This window comes from Acidovorax soli (assembly GCF_014207955.1).
Lineage (GTDB): Bacteria > Pseudomonadota > Gammaproteobacteria > Burkholderiales > Burkholderiaceae_C > Acidovorax > Acidovorax soli_A.
The window spans coordinates 250,504-268,060 of record NZ_JACHLK010000003.1 but is presented as its reverse complement, the minus strand read 5'-3'; the positions used below and the strand labels follow the sequence as shown (position 1 = coordinate 268,060).

At 62.9% G+C, this 17,557-nt stretch carries 17 protein-coding genes and 1 pseudogene; 8 read left to right on the top strand and 10 right to left on the bottom strand.

From position 1 onward, the window contains the following. Positions 1 to 155 precede the first annotated feature (155 nt). Positions 156 to 926, top strand: coding sequence for a YoaK family protein (locus HNP48_RS09970; RefSeq protein ID WP_184857093.1), 771 nt, complete (start codon positions 156 to 158; stop codon positions 924 to 926). A 172-nt stretch (positions 927 to 1,098) separates the two neighbouring features. Here HNP48_RS09970 and HNP48_RS09965 read toward each other — a convergent pair whose 3' ends face one another. The 3 genes from HNP48_RS09965 to HNP48_RS09955 all read right to left on the bottom strand — a co-directional run bounded on the left by HNP48_RS09965 (position 1,099) and on the right by HNP48_RS09955 (position 2,109). After that, the gene (locus HNP48_RS09965) at positions 1,099 to 1,305 is read right to left on the bottom strand and encodes a hypothetical protein (protein ID WP_184856759.1); all 207 of its coding nucleotides are present in this window, start codon (positions 1,303 to 1,305) and stop codon (positions 1,099 to 1,101) included. Positions 1,306 to 1,621: 316 nt separating this feature from the next. Then, positions 1,622 to 1,831, bottom strand: a complete 210-nt coding sequence (locus HNP48_RS09960) for a hypothetical protein (protein WP_184856758.1) — start codon at positions 1,829 to 1,831, stop codon at positions 1,622 to 1,624. Then, on the bottom strand, positions 1,828 to 2,109 hold the full coding sequence (locus tag HNP48_RS09955; RefSeq protein WP_184856757.1) for a hypothetical protein: 282 nt from the start codon (positions 2,107 to 2,109) through the stop codon (positions 1,828 to 1,830). Before HNP48_RS09955 ends, HNP48_RS09960 begins: the two co-directional genes overlap by 4 nt. Positions 2,110 to 2,270: 161 nt before the next feature. Between HNP48_RS09955 and HNP48_RS09950 the strand changes: the two genes are divergently transcribed. From HNP48_RS09950 to HNP48_RS09940, 3 genes are all read left to right on the top strand, one after another. After that, entirely contained in the window at positions 2,271 to 2,531 is a 261-nt protein-coding gene (locus tag HNP48_RS09950) for a hypothetical protein (RefSeq protein WP_184856756.1), read from the top strand. Positions 2,532 to 2,811: 280 nt separating this feature from the next. Next, entirely contained in the window at positions 2,812 to 3,069 is a 258-nt protein-coding gene (locus HNP48_RS09945) for a hypothetical protein (RefSeq protein WP_184856755.1), read from the top strand. An 882-nt stretch (positions 3,070 to 3,951) separates the two neighbouring features. Continuing rightward, positions 3,952 to 4,311, top strand: coding sequence for a hypothetical protein (locus HNP48_RS09940; protein WP_184856754.1), 360 nt, complete (start codon positions 3,952 to 3,954; stop codon positions 4,309 to 4,311). Between the two features lie 47 nt (positions 4,312 to 4,358). Here HNP48_RS09940 and HNP48_RS09935 read toward each other — a convergent pair whose 3' ends face one another. After that, entirely contained in the window at positions 4,359 to 7,100 is a 2,742-nt protein-coding gene (locus tag HNP48_RS09935) for an EAL domain-containing protein (protein ID WP_184856753.1), read from the bottom strand. 269 nt (positions 7,101 to 7,369) lie between these two features. On the opposite strand from HNP48_RS09935, the gene HNP48_RS09930 reads away from it, so the two are divergent. After that, complete coding sequence (locus HNP48_RS09930; RefSeq protein WP_184856752.1) at positions 7,370 to 7,660, top strand: hypothetical protein; 291 nt, start codon at positions 7,370 to 7,372, stop codon at positions 7,658 to 7,660. Here the strand turns inward: HNP48_RS09930 and HNP48_RS35345 are convergent. The 6 genes and pseudogenes from HNP48_RS35345 to HNP48_RS09905 form a co-directional block, all read right to left on the bottom strand. Next, positions 7,585 to 7,798 (bottom strand): annotated as a pseudogene (locus tag HNP48_RS35345) (NAD-dependent dehydratase); the annotation flags it as partial. The gene HNP48_RS09930 and the pseudogene HNP48_RS35345 overlap by 76 nt on opposite strands. A 60-nt stretch (positions 7,799 to 7,858) precedes the next feature. Beyond that, positions 7,859 to 8,497 (bottom strand): response regulator transcription factor, encoded by a 639-nt coding sequence (locus HNP48_RS09925; RefSeq protein ID WP_184856751.1) that lies wholly within the window; start codon positions 8,495 to 8,497, stop codon positions 7,859 to 7,861. Further along, entirely contained in the window at positions 8,494 to 9,549 is a 1,056-nt protein-coding gene (locus tag HNP48_RS09920) for a PAS domain-containing sensor histidine kinase (RefSeq protein WP_184856750.1), read from the bottom strand. Before HNP48_RS09920 ends, HNP48_RS09925 begins: the two co-directional genes overlap by 4 nt. Before the next feature lie 54 nt (positions 9,550 to 9,603). Next, complete coding sequence (locus tag HNP48_RS09915) at positions 9,604 to 11,103, bottom strand: methyl-accepting chemotaxis protein (protein WP_221480161.1); 1,500 nt, start codon at positions 11,101 to 11,103, stop codon at positions 9,604 to 9,606. Positions 11,104 to 11,152: 49 nt separating this feature from the next. Beyond that, entirely contained in the window at positions 11,153 to 12,109 is a 957-nt protein-coding gene (locus HNP48_RS09910; RefSeq protein WP_184856748.1) for a porin, read from the bottom strand. A gap of 133 nt (positions 12,110 to 12,242) precedes the next feature. After that, complete coding sequence (locus HNP48_RS09905; RefSeq protein ID WP_311773820.1) at positions 12,243 to 13,901, bottom strand: long-chain-fatty-acid--CoA ligase; 1,659 nt, start codon at positions 13,899 to 13,901, stop codon at positions 12,243 to 12,245. A 207-nt stretch (positions 13,902 to 14,108) separates the two neighbouring features. On the opposite strand from HNP48_RS09905, the gene HNP48_RS09900 reads away from it, so the two are divergent. The 3 genes from HNP48_RS09900 (at position 14,109) to HNP48_RS09890 (ending at position 17,554) form a co-directional block, all read left to right on the top strand. Continuing rightward, positions 14,109 to 15,251, top strand: a complete 1,143-nt coding sequence (locus tag HNP48_RS09900) for an ABC transporter substrate-binding protein (RefSeq protein ID WP_184856747.1) — start codon at positions 14,109 to 14,111, stop codon at positions 15,249 to 15,251. A 207-nt stretch (positions 15,252 to 15,458) separates the two neighbouring features. After that, a complete protein-coding gene (locus HNP48_RS09895; RefSeq protein ID WP_184856746.1) occupies positions 15,459 to 16,337 on the top strand; it encodes an alpha/beta fold hydrolase in 879 nt (292 codons plus the stop codon). 134 nt (positions 16,338 to 16,471) lie between these two features. Next, on the top strand, positions 16,472 to 17,554 hold the full coding sequence (locus tag HNP48_RS09890; protein ID WP_184856745.1) for an ABC transporter substrate-binding protein: 1,083 nt from the start codon (positions 16,472 to 16,474) through the stop codon (positions 17,552 to 17,554). Positions 17,555 to 17,557 lie beyond the last annotated feature (3 nt).

Here is a 17,557-nt window from a genome sequence, read left to right as displayed (position 1 = left end):
TCCGCCAGAGGTTGCCTGCGCAATTTCTCATGGCTGGCGCAACGTTATTGTCGGTAGGACAGCAGCGCGGGTTTGTCATCCTTTTTCCCGAGATTGCGAATACAACCACTGGTGCGTCAGGTCGCCTTCCCCGGGGCGAAGCGCATACTGTCGCAATGCGCAGGATCAGATTCCTCACCTACCGCCACCGGTCTCGTTCGACGAACAGCGCCTTTGGACTGCTTTTGGCATTCAACGCCGGGGCCGTCAATGCAGGCGGATTTCTAGTTCTGCATGCCTATACGTCGCACATGACAGGCTTTGCCTCGCAGCTTGCCGACAGTGGAGTGACTGGCAACAGACCGCTTCTTCTAGCTGCCCTGGGGGCGATATGCGCTTTTGTCGCGGGAGCCGCTGCGTGCGCGGTGCTAGTCAGTTGGGCGCGCGCACACCGGCTGCGTGCCATTTATGCCCCGCCCTTGCTTCTTGAAGCGGTGCTCTTGCTGGTTTTTGGCATTGCAGGCGCGGTGATGCTCACTTGGTCCACCCCATTTGCCGTGCCTATGACCGTGCTGCTGTTGTCCTTCATCATGGGACTGCAAAACGCAGTCGGCTCCAAGACCTCACGCGGCACCATCCGTACTACGCACATGACCGGCAACATCACCGATCTAGGCATGGAGCTGGGCAAGTGGGCTTACAAGGGCTTTCGACATGGCCCACAACCATCACAGATGCATTGCGACGTAGTCCGAATGAAGCGCGTTGCAGGGCTGATCTTGATGTTTGTCTTTGGAGGATTTGTAGGTGCCTTCGGCTTCAATCGCATCGGCTTCATTTGCGTTGTGCCATTGGCTGCACTCCTACTTGGTTTGTCCATGCCGCCGCTTGTGAGGGAAAAAAGGCTTTCGGCTCTGCCCTACACATTTAGCCGAAGAGAAAGTTGAGCTCGCACAGGTCGAGCGCTCATCTCGCTGATCTCGGGAAAGCCATCCAGTGGGACTCGTTCGACGGCGTCAAACAACTGGATCTACACATCGCATCGACCGCTTCTTGAGTACAAAGAATTAGACCGGCCGTTTCTCCAAAGCGCGTCCGCCAAATCGGTCATTGGTAAGGCTAAGCGGCCTGTGCTCGGGTGTCACGACGACCGCACACAACTAGGTTAAACAAACTCCAGCCCTTCGTCGCCAGCCCCACCAGATTGATGCGGATTGGATTGAGGTCCAGATTGGCCGCCATTACCACCAGCTCGGCCGCACTGGTGTCCCCGGCCATGATGCCGGTGAGCAGCTTGAGCTCGCCATTCGTCCCCGCCCGGCCCATGACGTTGGTCCACAGTGTCTGGGTGGGGGTGCTCCCCTCCAGGAGCGGCAGCCCAGGCCCGCAATGGTCTGGCTGGTGGCCCCGGCATCGAGCAGCCGGATCACCTCGCCCACGATGCCCTTGTTGGCCAGAATCCCGGGCCCGGCCAGGGCCCCGAGCAGCTTGGCCGTCTGGCCCGCATTGCCCGAGATATCCAAGGCCAGCTTGGTATCGCTGAAGCTCGCGCGCTCCACCCCCGTCACATCCAGCATGCCTCATCGGTCATGCGCTGCATGCGTAAAAGGATCCATTGGCGTTCTGCTGTGCATGGTCTGAGTCAGGGTGGCCGGGATTGCGACGTATCGGTGCCCGCCCCGCCATCCACATAGCGCTCCAGGCCCAAGGTCGGGCTGATGGTGTTGTTGCCCGCATCGCCAGTCACCGTGACCTCGCGGATGGCATCCACGCGGATGGCGCCGGCCGCAGCCATGTCCTTCAGAAATTGCGCCAGCGTCGTGCCTGCGCTCAGTTCTAGCGAGATCTTCAAGCGGCAGCAGGCGGCTCTTTCATCTGTTCACAGCAGATGCTTTCTTTCTTCGCGATCTCAATCAGGTCCTGCCAAGCAGAAGTGTCGAGGCCAACCCTAAATTTCACAGTGGCCTTCACAGGGATAGTGCCATCGCCAACGAAATTGCTGAAACGAGTTCTGCCGCCTTTACCCCACTCGTGGAGGATAAGAGCCACCCTGGTTGGCAAAGAAGTCCTCAGCGCACTAGACTGAACAACGTCAGGCAGCCAGGAGAAAGCGCACTTCAGGGTTTTCATATCGCCTCCTGTGCGGAATGTAGCATCGCACTCTGGTGGCGCTCAACTGGTTTGACCTGCCTCAAATACACCCATTTCCCGGTAAAAATTCTCTTGCTACGCTCTCCAACCGTGCGCAGCATCGCAGATGCGCCGATTTTGGCGTGGAGAGGAATTCCTACATGAAGAAAACGCTGATCGTGATCGCGACATTATTTGTGTGCGGCGTCGCCGCGGCGAAAGGCGGGGGAGGGCACAGTTCCAGCCATAGCTCGTACTCGCACGGCTCCGGCGGCAGCCATTCGGTAAAAGGTCATACCACGAAGAATGGCACCTATGTCCCGCCACACCATGCCACCAATCCCAACGATACGAAGAAGGACAACTGGTCCCAGAAGGGCAATGTGAACCCCTACACCGGCAGGCCTGGCACCAAGGATTGAGCCCACTACCTTTGAGGTGCCAGCCATTGCAGGTTACCTTCGTTCAGGCCCGCCGCGCGCGGGCTTTTTCCTGCCCTCACCTCTGAGTTCTGTACTGTCTGAATCACCCCGACCAGGTGGCACTTTGCCGTTAGGATCATTTGTAGTTGCCGTCCAAAATGCCAATTCTTGAGCCACGTCGAAAAAATTTCACCTGCAGGGAGCTCAACCTCCTACACGCCCACTGCTCGTGCGCGGCAAATATCGGACCTGGCTTTCCATTTCACGCTTGGGACATGCAGTGCACGAAGACCTTAAACAGAGCTTGGACCTGATGCTCGGCCGCCTTGGTGCATTGCAGGTGGGGCTATGGATGATCGCGGCTTCGCTGCCCCCAGGCGCCAAGAAGGTGGCTGCGGCGAAGATGCAGGAGGCTACCGAGCGAGTGCATGCTGACGCGCTTGCACTGCCATTGCCGGAGACGCAAGTTGAGGAGATGCACCGGCTGATGCTGGAGTTGACCATGATCCTAAACTCGCCTTCGCAAGAGCTGGGTTAGAGCGGCCGGCTCGGCATTCTGTCCTACCAGGCGACTGCAAGATGCGGAGCCCAATGTGTGTTCTGCAAAAGAAGCGCACTATGGCCACCGATCCAAAAGACCACCCACTGCACCGCGTACCCGACAACCTGCCACGCCCGCCAGGAGACCTGCCTCCTAGCACCGAGCAGCCTGTTCATCCGAATGAGGCACCTGACCCGAAAACTCCAGACTCGTCGCCGTAAATAGGGCGGCATCCGGCCGAGCCAGCATAGATCTCCTTGCTCAACAGCAGCGTTCAGATTCTGACGTGCGTTGGGTGGTAGCAGAGGAGGCCAGCACTACTGAGAGGCAAATTTCTTCGCGCATGCATAGCGGCATCCGCCGTGCTGACTCACCAATTTGCCTTTCTTCGAAATCTGCGGCGTTGAACATGCGTAGCCTCTATAACGCAGGCCTCTTCACAAACATAAGCTATGAACCCGAAGCAGTCCATCCATGCGATGGAGAGTTATGTTTGGCCACAAGAGCATTGCCGTAGTGACGTTGAGCCGCCACGATTCCCTCAAGCAGTTGCCAGGGCCTCGTGACAAACAACTCGGCAAAGAAGCAGCAAGGAAAAAAGCCCGCACGAAGCGGGCAATAAGGGAGGGTGCCGGAGGGAGCCCCGGCACGCACATCTTACGCCTTCAGGTCAGAGGCAACAACATGGGTAGTTCCCAAACACAAAAAGGCCAGTTTGAATCGTGAGGACGCAGCTCAAGATCAAACGGCCGTCGCCTCGGGCATGCGACGTACTGGTCAATCGACTTGTCATTGGCGCCCACAACCGTTGGCACTTTCGTACTTCCGCATTTGCTGCCACCCCAACATAATCTGTGTCATTACCCGTTGGGAGAAAGCATGCTAGCGGAAAGAGCTGCAGAACTACGCCACTTCAAATTTAGGGCTGATGCACTGTCTGTGCTTGGAAAGAAGGCTCAATCGAGCGGCCTGTTTGAGCAGCAAGCAACCACTGCCTACAGTGCTTTGAAGAAAGACCTTCTAGCGCGTAAAAAGATACAGAAAAGACTGAAAGGCCATGAAGCGGAAACCTGGTTCGAAGCACTATTCCAAGCAGCCATGAGCAAGGCCTACAGCGCTATGCGTAGCCCCACCCATACTCGCCCTGCCAATGCACGATGGACCAATTCGGTAGCTGATCTGCAATACGAAATCGACTATCACTTAAAAAAGTTTGAGAAAGCCCTCACCCGGGAGTAGCTTATAGGCATGGCTCTGCACAACGTGAAAGTGGCGCGTCAACCATCTCATTGCCGAGGCGCTACGAGCGCCGGATGCAGAGCTTGTGGCTGGTCCAGATGGTAGCCTTGCACCATGTCAACGCCGAATGCCTGCAGCATGAAGAGGATTTCCTGGCTCTCGACGAACTCGGCGACAGTCTTCTTGCCGAGACCTCTCGCAACATCAATGATGGAGCGCACAAACACTTGATTGTCTTGCTCTCGGGTGAGGTTACGTATGAACAGGCCATCGATCTTCAGTATGTCAACCTTCAGATGCTTGAGGTAAGCAAACGACGCGAAACCCGTCCCAAAGTCATCCAGGCACACATGGCATCCTGTGCGCTGCAGTGCGTTGATGAACCGCTCCGCATCGCGCAGATCGGACACTGCGGAGGTTTCTGTCAGCTCCACCAGCAGCCTGCGCGGATCGACCCCAGCCTCCTGCAGTTGGGCGGCAATGAATGCGGGGAGATTCGGATCATCGAAAGAGCGGGCAGAGATGTTGATTGCCAGTGCAGGAAGATGTGGAGTCTTGGAGAGCACTGAGATGCTCTCGCGCACAACCCAGCGATCGACTTCCAGGATTTTTCCGCTCTTCTCCGCGTACCCAATGAACTGGCCTGGTGGGATCAGTCGCTCAGGATTTCCCTCGTCGACCATGCGCACAAGCGCCTCCAGGTGGGCAAGTTCTCCAGACGCTGTTTCGTACACCCCCTGGTAATGCAACCTCAAGAGTCCTAGTTCAATCGCGCGTGAGATCCGATCGTTCCAGGCGAGCCGGTTGATCATCTCTTGCGACGCATTTCTGTCAGGACGATAGACCGACCAACAGTTCTTGCCCATCTGCTTGGCTTGGTACATGGCTGCATCCGCGTGAGCCACAAGATCTTCAGCATTGTTGGCATGCAGGGGGACTTGGGCGATTCCCAGGCTTGTTGTCAGTCGCAAGCTCTGTCCAAGAATAGAGAGAGGTGTTCTGGAAACGCCGCGCACGATACGTTCGGCCAGAAGTTGCGCCTCCTCGACGGTTGCGTTGGGCATCAGCACTGCAAACTCGTCGCCCCCCAACCGGCTGAGAATGTCGGTTTGGCGCACAAGGGCACGCAGTTCTCCACTTACCCGCAGGAGCACCGTATCGCCGACGCTATGGCCAAAGGTGTCATTGATCACCTTGAACTCATCCAGATCGAAGAAGATCAGCGCGCCCTGGCGAGCACTTCGTTCGTGGTCTTTGAAGAATCGAACGAGCTCATCCTCGAATCTGCGCCGGTTGTACAAGCCCGTGAGTGCGTCCCGCTCGGCAAGATAGATCAACTGAGCCGCAATCTCCCGCTCGCGCGTTACGTCCTCATGAATCCAAAGCCTGCCGATGTAGCGCTTATCACTGTCATGAACGGGGTGAGAGGTCAGTAGCAAGGTGTGGCCTTCACTCACGTCGAACTCATATCGACTGGATTGATGGGGCGTAGCAGCAACCTCTCTCACGTGGCGTTCCAGCGCTGCCAAATGCTCTTTGCCCCGGCCGACTTCATTGAAAACATCGCGAACCGAGCGACCAACGAAGAATGCTCCCTCCTGCGGCATGTGCCAGATCTTCAGGAACATGGAATTGCAGTACTTAACTTCGTTCTCGGCGGTGACGAAGAGGATGCCCATGTTCATCGCCCCCAGAAGCGCCAGCAGGCGTGCACGCTCCTCCTCCATACTCGTCATGTACTGCCGCCGCTCTTCGATCTCGAACTCCAGTCTCTGTGCATGCGCGGTCTCTGATGCTCGCTTTTGCGCAAGCTCCATCACCATGCCATCGAATGCTTTTGCCAATCGGCCCAGTTCATCTTCCGTCTGGATCGCGATAGGCGCAGGCGTATGCCCCTGGCCCACCTGGTCTACTGCCTCAGTAAGCCGATACAAGGGGCGGGTCACATGCCGATGAACCATCCTGCGCATCGCCCAGATCACGGGGACCAAGCTGAGCAGCCCAATGCCGCACAACACCGCAAGTCCCTTTGCTACGACGCCATTCACCAGGGACTGCGGCATGACGTAAATCTGAAACCAGCCCGGTCCCTGGATGCGTGACCAGGCGACCCACTGGCTGCCGTCCGGAATCCGGCCAGCACCACTGTCAGTCCTTGATGTGGAGACCATGCGGTAGACCTGTTCCAGCACGGGGTCCTTCAAATTGGCCACCTGCAACTGCCCTTGCGCTGCAGCGATCCGGTCGCGCAGTTGGGGATGCGATATCAAGTTGCCATCTGCACTGAGGATCAACTGCAATCCCTCATGGTCTCGGGTGGCTGCGACAGCGTTGAGCAAGGTCTCGACCGACAGGTCGTGGCCAATCGTTCCCACCCAACGGCCTTGCCAATCCAGAGGCTGAATAACCGACACCATCCATGCCTTGGCTTGGCTATCAAAGTACACGGGCGTCCAGAAGATTCGCCGATCAGGATTGACGCGTGGGTCCGCGCCCCGCATGGTCGGATACTCGGCATTGCTGGCATCGGCCGTGGCTCCCGCGCCCCAGTCGATTCCGTTCGCGTAGACCATCAGGCCGTTCTCCACGAAATCCATGTAGGCGGAAAAGAATGGCGGCGCCAAAGCAGGGCCTCGCTCACGCAGCAGGTCATAGGCGATCACGGCGCGTACTCGAGTGGATTCGTCAGGGCCGTTCTCTCCATATGGCTTTTCAGCAAGAATTTGCTTGCGAAGCTCTATGCTACGTTCTCGCAAGGATTTCCCGCAGGAAAGTTCAGCTTCGGGCACACATTCAGTTGCTTGCTGATCTCCCTGATGACTATGCTGGGCGGGCCCACATAGCTCTTCGGCGCTGCCGATGCTGGTTGTAGACCGGGGTGCCGCGCTACATTGCTACGGTAAGTGCGACATGGCGGCCGGTAGAGGACTGGTCGGCCATCGCCGTAAGGGGCGGCTACCTAGTGCAGTTCGGTGGTCACAAAGACTAGCTCGAAACGTACCCGGCCGACAAGCTTAAGAGGGTGCAGGCCTGCGACCGGCGCTGCCATAAGATCGACGTGGCGCGGGAGCCCCGGGCCGATGGCGTGCGCGTGAAGCCCGAGGGCCAGGCAGCAATGCTGGCGGCGCACTTTGACAATGGCTTTTTCAGCAAGGTCGATGGCGGTCAGATGGCCAACAAGCCCATGGACGAGAACTCGGGCGCCACCAGCGGCGTGCATGCGCTCAAGTTCCTCAAGACCTGCTGGGCCAGCAGCTCGAGATCGTGGCACTGGAGGCCGTGCTTGAGCATGGTGGCGAATTGCGTCTCCCACAACTGCGTGTCGGGCGGGAGGCCCGCAGTGAAGTAGACAATTTTTGCTGCTCCGAACCACCTCCAGCGTCTTCTGAGCATCGAGAAGATTGGCAGGCACCAAGGTGTTGGTGTCGTTGACCTTTCGCGGTGTGCGGCTGCCCAGCCGCAGCTCGCCTGTGTATTGACGCTTCAGTCAGTGGCGGGAGCCAAAATCGCGCGCATATGAATTCAACCGGGGATTCCGATGGCGCGGCTAGCCGTGCACGATTCTGTGTCTCACCGCGTACAGCACCAGTTCGGCATTGTTATCCACCCCGATCTTCTGAAGGATGCGTGTACGGGTGGAGCTGACGGTCTTAACGCTGATGAACATCTGCTTGCCGATCTCGGTCAGTGAGATGCCCTGAACGATCATCAGCATGATCTGGTGCTCGCGCGCCGACAGGCGGTGGTGGGGGGGCTGGTCGTCATCGCCCCCCACGGTCTGCAGCAGGAGGCGCTGGGCCGCCGTGCTGCTGAGGTAGCGCCTGCCCGCAGCCACCTCGCGGATGGCCAGGATCAGCTCCTCCGACTCGGCATCCTTCGTGAGGTAGCCGCTGGCACCGGCGCGCAGCGCCACCACGGCATACTGCTCCGCCGGGTACATGGACAAGAACAGCACGGGCAGCTTCGGAAACTCGGCACGCACCGAGGGCATGGCCTCCAGCCCGCTGCGCCCGGCCATGCTCACATCCAGCAGCACCACATCGAAAGACGCGCGGCGCAGTTTGGCCAGCATTTCGCCGACGTCGCGCGCCTCGTCGTCCACACGCATGTCGGGCTCGTCCGAGAGCAGCTTGCGCAGTCCCGAGCGGAAGATGGTGTGGTCGTCCACTACGAGTATCTTGATCATGGCCTGACGGGAACAGTAAGGAAAAGCCGGGTGCCGCCAGCCGGTTCGGGCTGCAGGTCCAGGGTGCCGCCGAGATCGCGGGCCCGCTCCTTCATTCCCAGCACCCCGCGAGCGTCATTGCGGTACGGACCGGGCGACAAGCCAACGCCATCATCGCGAATCTCCAACGTCAGCAGATGGGACTCGTCCTGCCGCAGTTCCACCCACACTTCGCCCGCGCCGGCATGCTTGGCAATGTTGATGAGCGCCTCCTGAAAGATCCGGAACACACTGGTCGCACGGTCGATGCCCAGTTCTCCCGGTTCGCCAACCACCTGCCAGTGGCATTGCAGGCCATGGCGCGCGCCGAACTGGCGCAACTCTCGGTGCATGGTGGAGGACAGTCCCAGGTGGTCCAGGCCGCTGGGGCGGAGTTCCTCCGACATCTCACGCACCGACCGGATCGCCTGGCGCGTGATCTGCATTAGGTCCTCGGAAATCTCCTTGAGCTCGGGGTCGTCGATGCGGCGCAGGATGCGCTGCGTGTTCATCTTGATGGAGGCCAGCAGGCCACCCAGGACGTCGTGGAGCTCCCGTGCATACAGGGCGCGCTGGCGCTCGCGCTCCTGGTTGATGTAGGCCGCAAGCTCCTGGAGGTCGCTGCGCGCCTGCCGCAGTTCTGCGTCGCGCTGGGTGCGCTCGGTCACGTCGATGCCCACGCCCACCACGGCCGGTCGGCCGCGGTACATCATCCGCGAGCCATGCACCTCCAGTTGCACGATGTGCCCGTCCTTGTGGATGGCGGGGGTGATGTAGCGAACGCTGTCGATCTCGCCTGCGATGCGTTTGCGGTAGATGCTCAGCGACTGGTCGATGAAGGATGCCGGGACGAGATCGCGCAGCGACATTCCCACCACCTCGCTGCGGTGGCGTCCGAAGAAGTTTGCCCAGGTCTCGTTGGAGTAGACGAAGATCTGGTCCTGGATCACGTAGATCCCGGTGATGGACTGCTCGACGATGGCCTCGAACGAAAGGCTCGTGTAGTCATCCGGCGCGTGGCGCGTGGCTTGCATGAAGAAGGTGGCGAGTCAGGGCAAGCAGGACGGTAAGTGAGGGACGCCCGAGCGTCAAGCTGCTGCGTCCACGTAGGAGCCGCAGGTGATGACCAGTTCGCCGTGGCGCTCGAAGTAGGCCGACTTGGCCATGGCCTGCTGCGTGAGCGGGTGCAGCCAGCGGTAGGTGATGTGGCCACTGCTCTTGCGCTGCGCGGCGGAGACGATCTCTGCAACGAAGTGCTTGCCATCAAGGTCTTGGAAGTTGCGGCCATCCACCCCCACCAGCCGGGTGTTGGTTCCGTGCGCTACGCAATGCACGTCGGTGGAATAGAGCACCAAGTACAGGTCCCGGTCGATCAGCTCCGCGTTGTTGGGGACATTGACCTGCGCAACCAGCGCCGCGGGGCCTTTGTTGCGCAACAGGGCCACTGCGCGCTGCACCAGCGCCTGGGCGTCCTCGGCGCTCGCGTGGGCCTGGCTGCCCAGGTCGAAGGAGGCCACCGAACCCACCAGCTGCAGCGCCTGCTGGTGCAGCGCCGCTACGGGTTCGGCCGCGTTGCGGCTGAGCGAGGCGTTCTGCCGCGTCACCGTGTCGATTTCCGCAATGGAGGCGCCGATGGCGTGGATGCCCACGCTTTGCTGGCCAACGGCGGTGGCCATGGCTTCGATGATCTGGCCCACCTGCTGGACGCCACCCAGCAGATCGGCCATGGTCCGGCCCGTCTGCCCGGCCATGTCTGCACCTGCCTCGACATTGCGGGCTGCCCCCTCGATGAGGGCGCGCACCTCGCGCGACGCCTGGGCGGAACGCGTGGCCAGGTTGCGCACCTCGGCGGCCACCACGGCAAAGCCCCGGCCGGCCTCGCCCGCGCGGGCTGCCTCGACGGCGGCGTTGAGCGCAAGGATGTTGGTCTGGAATGCGATGTTGTCGATCACACCGATGATCTCGCCGATCCGGCGCGAGCTGCCGGTGATGCTGCCCATGGTCTGCACGAGCCGCTCTATCACCTGCCCACCGGCGGCGGCGCGCGCCAGCACGCCCCGGGCGATCTGGTGCCCGCGCGCGGCGTCCTCGGCATGGGCCTGCAGCGCCAGCGTGAGCTGCCCCATGGAGCTGTTCACGTCGTCGATGGACGTGGACAGCGTACCCATCATGGCGGCGAAACGTGTGTGGTCGCTGCCGACCTGGCCGGAGGAGGTGGCGATGGCGAGCGTGCCCGCATGCACGCTGTGCACGATGGCGGCGATGCGCGCCTGCAGCTGTATCAGGTCCCGGACCAGCGGGTCCGAAGCGGGTGCATCGGAGGGGCCATCGCGGGGGGCGTCCAGCTCACCGGCCGCCAGCCGCTGAACCAGCGTGCGGGCCTGCGCCGCCAGGCGCGCGCGGCGCGCGGCCCCGCTGGCCAGGGCCGCAGTGCATCCCCCCGCGATGGCAAGGCAGGCCATGGCGCCCTGCTGCGCCTCGGGCTGCGGCAACCACGCCAGCGCGGCGACTCCCCCCACCACGGAGAAAGCCGAGAGGGCATGCAGCGCAGAGCCAGCACGATCGGCCCAGTGTGTGAACGTCTTCATGGGGTGTTCCGATCCTGGCAGGGAGCCATTGCTTGGCACATGTCTGTGGTCAGAATGTGTGCTGCAGGCCGACCTCGTAACCATTCCTTTGCGCGGCTGCCTTGCTGTCGTGCGCAAACGTGGTGTAGACGCTGGTGCGCTTGGACAGGTAATGGTGGTAGCCCAGCGCCAGCTTTTGCGAGCCCACCACGTCCGCGCGCTTGTAGTGCCCGAAACTGGCGCGGAACTGACCGCTCCCTGCGGGGATCACCGATGACACGGCCCAGGTGCGCACGCTGGCGTCGGCATGGTCCGTGCCCCCCGCCACCATGGCATGGAGCGTGAGCGCCCCAAAGTTGTAGCCACCGAACAGTGTGGCCAGTCTGGAGCGCCCGTCGGCCGGCTTTTCGTAGCCGAACCGCAGCTGCCATGGTCCGGGCGCATACCCCAGGGCGAACGAATACGGCGTCTTCCTGGGCGTGCCCGACCAGCCGGGGTTGGCGTCCTTGGCGGCGATCTGCGCCACCAGCGAAAACGCTCCCGCGTCATAGGCATAGGTCGCCGCGTCGTTGTACCAGAGGTTGCCGATGTTCCCCGTGCTGGCGGTGAAGCCATTGGTGGTGTTGTCCCAGAACCAGGGGTCCACGAGGATCTGCGGCAGCAGCGCCGCCGTCATCTGGCGGCCCAGTGTGAGGGCGCCCCAGCCGCCGCGCAGGCCCACGGACGACTCCTGCGACCAGTAGGTGCCGGCGGGCGAGTTGAGGAAGGCCCCGGGCGCGTTTGTGGTGCCGTTGTCGGCGTTGATGCGGGTGGAGAGCTTGAAGCTGGCCAGCAGGCCACCGCCCAGGTCTTCGGTGCCGGCGAATGCCAGGTAGCTCATGGAGCCTGTGCCCATGCGTTTCTGCCCGGCCCCGATATCCTTGCCTACGTTGAGGTCGACACGGCCCGAGAGCGTGAGGCCGGACTGTGCGAAGGCAGTGGTGCTGGCAAGCAGGAGTGCTGCGGGCAGTGCGATGCGAGAAATCATGGCGTGTTGTCTCCTTCCCCTGGCGGGATGTGTTTTTGTGTTTGAACAGAACGGTGGTGAAGCCTGCAGGGCCTGCCTGTCGCAGGCCCTGGGTGGTTCCGCTGGCGCAGGAGATCCAGCGGAGGAATGGTGTTCAGGCCAGTGCGCTGGCGGGCTCGGCCCCGAATTTCTGGCGCAGCAGCTTCTTGTCGAACTTGCCCACGCTGGTCTTGTCGATCGCATCGACGAAGTGGATGCGATCGGGCACCGCGTACCGGGGCAGCAGGCCCTTGGCGGCCTGCTCCAGCACCATGCCGCGCAGCACCTGCTCGGTCGCGCTGTCGTTGCCGGGCCGGCGCACGACCACGGCAATCGGCCGTTCGCCCCAGCGCTCGCAGGGCGCGGCCACGACGGCCGCTTCGGCCACTCCGGGGTGGGCCGCCAGGAGTTGCTCGAGATCCAGCGAGGAAACCCACTCTCCGCCGGTTTTGATCACGTCCTTGATGCGGTCCACGAGCCGCAGGAAGCCTGTGGCGTCCCTACGGCCCATGTCCTGGGTGTGCAGGTAGCCGCCGCGCCACAGGGCTTCGGAGGCCTCGGCGTTGCCGCGGTAGCCCTGGGTGAGCCAGGGTGCGCGCGCTACCACCTCGCCCACAGCGGCGCCGTCGCGCGGCAGCTCGCGCAGGGACTCGTCCACCACGCGCAGATCGACCAGGGGAATGCTCCAGCCCGCCGCCAGGCGGAAGTCCTCGCCAACCGCCTGCCCTTCGTGCGCCGGGCGCTGCGCCAGCGTGAGCAGCGGGCAGGTTTCCGACATGCCATAGCCCGTGAAGATGTCGATGCCCTGCGCAAGCGCTTCCTGGCACAGGTGCGGCGGCATGACCGAGCCGCCCGAGACGATCTTCCAGCCCTCGAACCGGCGCCCCCTGGCAGCGGCCAGCACCATCTGCAGCACGGTGGGCACGCCATGAGAGAAGCTCACGCCTTCGCGCTGCACCAGATCGACGATGTGTTCCGGCCGGTAGCGGCCCGGATAGACCTGCTTGACGCCGAGTAGTGTGGCCACGAAGGGCAGGCCCCAGGCGTGCACGTGGAACATCGGTGTGAGCGGCATGTACACATCGCCCCGGTGAAAGCGCTGGTCCTGCGCGCTGGCGCCCAGGCCCGCTGCCGCGGCCAGGGTGTGCAACACGATCTGCCGGTGGCTGAAGTACACCGCCTTGGGCAGGCCCGTGGTGCCGGTGGTGTAGAAGGTGGTGGCCAGCGTGTCCTCGTCGAAGTCGCGGAACGCGAAGGCCGTGGGCTGCGCCGCCATCAGCGCCTCGTACTCTCCCGCGACCTCAAGCGGGGTCTGCGCGGGCAGCGCATCCTGCAGCAGCACGATGTGCTTGAGCTGTGTCAGGCGTGGATGGATGGCTTCCAGCACGGGAAGGAAATCCGCATGCACCAGCAGCGTGCTGGCGCCGCTATGGTCCAGTGCGTAGGCGATCTGGTCGTTGGACAGGCGGATGTTCACCGTCATCAGCGCCGCACCCATCATGGGCACGGCGAAATAGCTCTCCAGGTAGCGGTGGCTGTCCCAGTCCATGACCGCCACTACATCGCCCGCCTCGACCCCCAGGGCTGCGAGCATGTGGGCCTGCTGTGCCACCCGCTGCGCGAAGCCGCGGTAGGTGTAGCGCGAGAGGTCGCGGTAGACGATCTCCTGGTCGGGGGCATTGGCCAGCGGTGTGTGCAGCAACTGCTTGATCAGCAGCGGGTAGTTGTAGGCGGACGGGGTGCGCTCTATCACGCGGCCATCGGTGTTCTTCACGCTTGTCTCCTTTTTTTGAGAATGACTGGAGCGTAGGCACGCGAGGGCGGCTTGCCTGCCGGAAATTTCTGCACGGCATGCCGGAAAAGTCCACACCGTGGCCTGGCCCGTCAGGCGGAAAGATCTGGCAGGCGAGACGGAAACATCCCGCAGACGGTGGCGGCAGGCGAGGCCAGGATCGCGCCTGACAAAATGCAGGAGACTTCCGTGGAGCAATTTCCTTGGCGCCGATGGGCGCTCACCCTGGGCCTGTGCTGGGCCCAGGCCGCAGGCGCGGCCCCCGCGGCGGAGCTCGTCGTTGGCCAGTCACTACCGCTCACAGGCGAGAACGCGCTGTTGGGTCGGCAACTGAGGCTGGGGGCGGACGTGCTATTCGCACATGTGAACGCCACGGGCGGCATCCAGGGGGCACGCATTCGCCACGTGGTGCTCGACGACGCCCCCGGGCCGCAGGCCACCGTGCGCAACACCCGGCAGCTGGTGCAGGACGAGCGGGCGTCCGCACTCATGGGCTACCCGCAGGCCCAGGGGGTGCAGGCAGTCCTGGAGCACAGGTTGCTGGCGCCGTCGGGCGTGCCGCTGCTGGGGGCGGTGACCGGGGACAGGGCCTTGCGCAGTCTCGGGCATCCGCAGCTGTTCCATGTACGCGCGGGCCTGGAGGAGGAGGCCGATCAGCTCGTGGAGCACCTGGCCACACTGGGCGCGGTCCGTGTCGCCATGTTGCACGCGGCCAGCGCGGAGGGGCGGGATGCGCTCGCGGTCCTGCGCGCGGCGCTGGCGCGCAAGCGGTTCTCCCTGGCGGGCGCGGCCGAAACCGTGACCGGGCAGGACGGGGCGGTGGACCCGGCCATGCAGCTGCTGCGGTCCCTCCGGCCGCAGGCCATCGTGCTCATGGCGCCCGCGTCGGCGGTGGCCAGGTTCGCCAAGGCCTGGCGCGCCAGCGGTGAGTCGGCCCACCTGCTGGCCTTCTCGCGGGTCGACCACCAGCAGGTGCTGGCCCTGGCGGGCAGCGCGGTGGTGCGCGGCATGGGCTTTGCGCAGGTCGTTCCTTCTCCGCACGTGGGCTCCAGGCCGCTGGTACGCGAGTACCGCGCCCTGCTGGCCACCTACGGCCCGATGGATGCGGCGCCCAGCTATCCGGGGTTCGAGGCCTTCATCGGTGCCAAGGTGCTGATAGAGGCCTTGCGGCGCTCGGACAGCAGCGCGCCGGGCCGCGTAGCTGCTGCACTGGAGCAGCTGGGAACGCTGGACCTGGGTGGCTTCGTGGTGCGCTACTCCAGAACCGAGCGCCAGGGCTCTCGCTATGTGGACTTCACAGTGCTCGGCAGCGAAGGACAGCTATTGCGCTGAGCTGCTCCAAGCATCGCATCAAAAAGATAGCTAATCGCGCTTTGCCATCAAGCACTGGAGCCCATTTTTCACGCGTTCAGTACGCTGGGAGGAACTGATGGCATGCAGAAAATTCCCTCGCTCTGGAGAGAATTTTCCGGCTGACCGTGCGTAACGGCGCGATCTACCATCCATCCGCTGGTCAACGAAAAAAACCGAAGGAGACATATGACCTCAACGAACACCAACGAAACGCGCTTCAGCGTTTCCGCTGCCGATGGTCGCGCCATAGAGTGCTACGCCTGGGCCACCCCGGCCGTGCCGCGTGGCGTGGTGCAACTGGTGCACGGCATGTCCGAGCACATCCGCCGCTACCGCCATGTAGCCCAGGCGTTGGCCGTGCAAGGCTACGCTGTGTATGGCAGCGAACACCGGGGCCACGGTCAGTCGGCGTTTGATGCGGGCACGGCGGGCGATTTCGGAACGCGTGGCTTTGCGGCGCTGGTTGACGACATGGCAACCGTCACGCGCGCCTTGCGCGAGCGCCACCCCGGCCTGCCAGTGACCATGGTGGCGCACAGCATGGGCTCCATGGCGGCGCAGGTCTATCTGATCGAGCATTCGGCCCTGCTGGACGCGCTGGCGCTGTCGGGAACTGCGGCGCTGGAGATGCTAGACGTGCGCACTTCGGGCTGGACGCCTGAGACGGCCAACGCCAGCACCGGCCCCAACCCCGCCACGCCCGCCGACTGGCTGAGCCGCGACCCGGCCGTGCCCGCGGCCTTCCTCGCCGACCCTCTGTGCGGCACGCCGCTCACGCTGCCGTCGCTGTTCTCCCTCTTCGAAGTGGGCAACTGCACGGCCGATACGGCGGTGTATGCCGCCGTGCGCAAGAACCTGCCTCTATTTCTCTTCACCGGCGATCATGATCCTGTCAACGCGAACCTGGCGTGGTTCGACCCGCTCGTGCAGCGGCTGCGGGCTGCTGGTTTCAGCGACCTGTCCACGCACGTCTATGGCGGCGCGCGCCACGAGGTGTTCAACGAGACCAACCGCGAAGAGGTGATCGCCAACCTCGCCGTGTGGATACGGCGCGCTGTTGGCTGACGCCGCGCTATTGCCCGCGCCCTGAACGGGGCGCTCCCTTTCTCTTTCCATCCCTGCCTGCCGAGCTGCCCCAAGGGCCGCGCGTCGGCCCCTGTTCGCCTTTTTTTTCTTTACTCAACACAGGAGACACCAACATGACCGCATTCCGATTCCACTGGAAGAAAACCTTTGCCATGCTGGCGCTGGCAGGCCTTGCCGGCGCCCAGGTCGCGCACGCCGCCGACGTCGAGCTGCTGCCCGCCGGTCTGCTCACGGCCACCACGGCCGAACAGACCAAGCCCGGCCAGTACAGGAAGGCGGGCCCCTGGCGCATCGGCGTCTCGTGGGCGGGCATGGGCAACAGCTGGATCGTGCAGCTCATCGCCGAGATGCGCCACGCCGCCGCGCAGGACAAGAACATCGGTGAGTTTCTCTTCACCGAGGCCAACTGGCAGCCCGCCAAGCAGGTGGCCGACGTGGAAGACCTGATGACCAAGAAGGTGGACCTGCTCATCATTGGCCCCATCTCGCAGGCAGTCGGCGCGCCGCTAATCGAGAAGGCCGCCAAGGCGGGCATCCCCGTGGTCACGCTGGGCTCGTATGGCCGCACCGTACCGTCCACCACCGAGATCTGGGCGGGCGGGCGCATCTTCGGCCAGCAGGGCGGCGAGTTCTTGCGCAAGGAACTGGGCGGCAAGGGCAACCTGTGGGTGTTTCGCGGCATTGCGGGCGTGGATGAAGAGCAGCAGCGCTACGACGGGCTGAAGAAAGCCATCGAAGGCAGCAACCTCAAGATCACCAACGAAGTGTTTGGCGACTGGAACTACGCCAAGTCCAAGCAGATTTGCGAGAACCTCGTGCTCTCGGGTCAGCAGGGGGATGGCATCTGGTTCTCGGGCGCTGAGATGACGCGCGCCTGCATCGACGTGTTCAAGGAGACCGGCAAGCCCCTGGTGCCCATGACCGGTGAGGCCAACAACGGCTTCCTGCGCGTGTGGAAGAACGCAGGCGTCAAGACCGTGGCGCCCATTGTCACGCCGGGCCTGGGCACGGCGGTGGTGCGCGCGTCCAGCGCGCTGCTCAAGGGCGAGCCGCTGTACCGTTCTTACTTCTCGATGCCCACGCCGATTGCGCGCGACCAGCTCGACAAGTTCTACCGCCCCGAGCTGAACGACTCCTACTGGATGCCGACCGCGCTGCCGGAGGCGAAGATCGTGGAAACCTACCGTACCAAGTAAGCC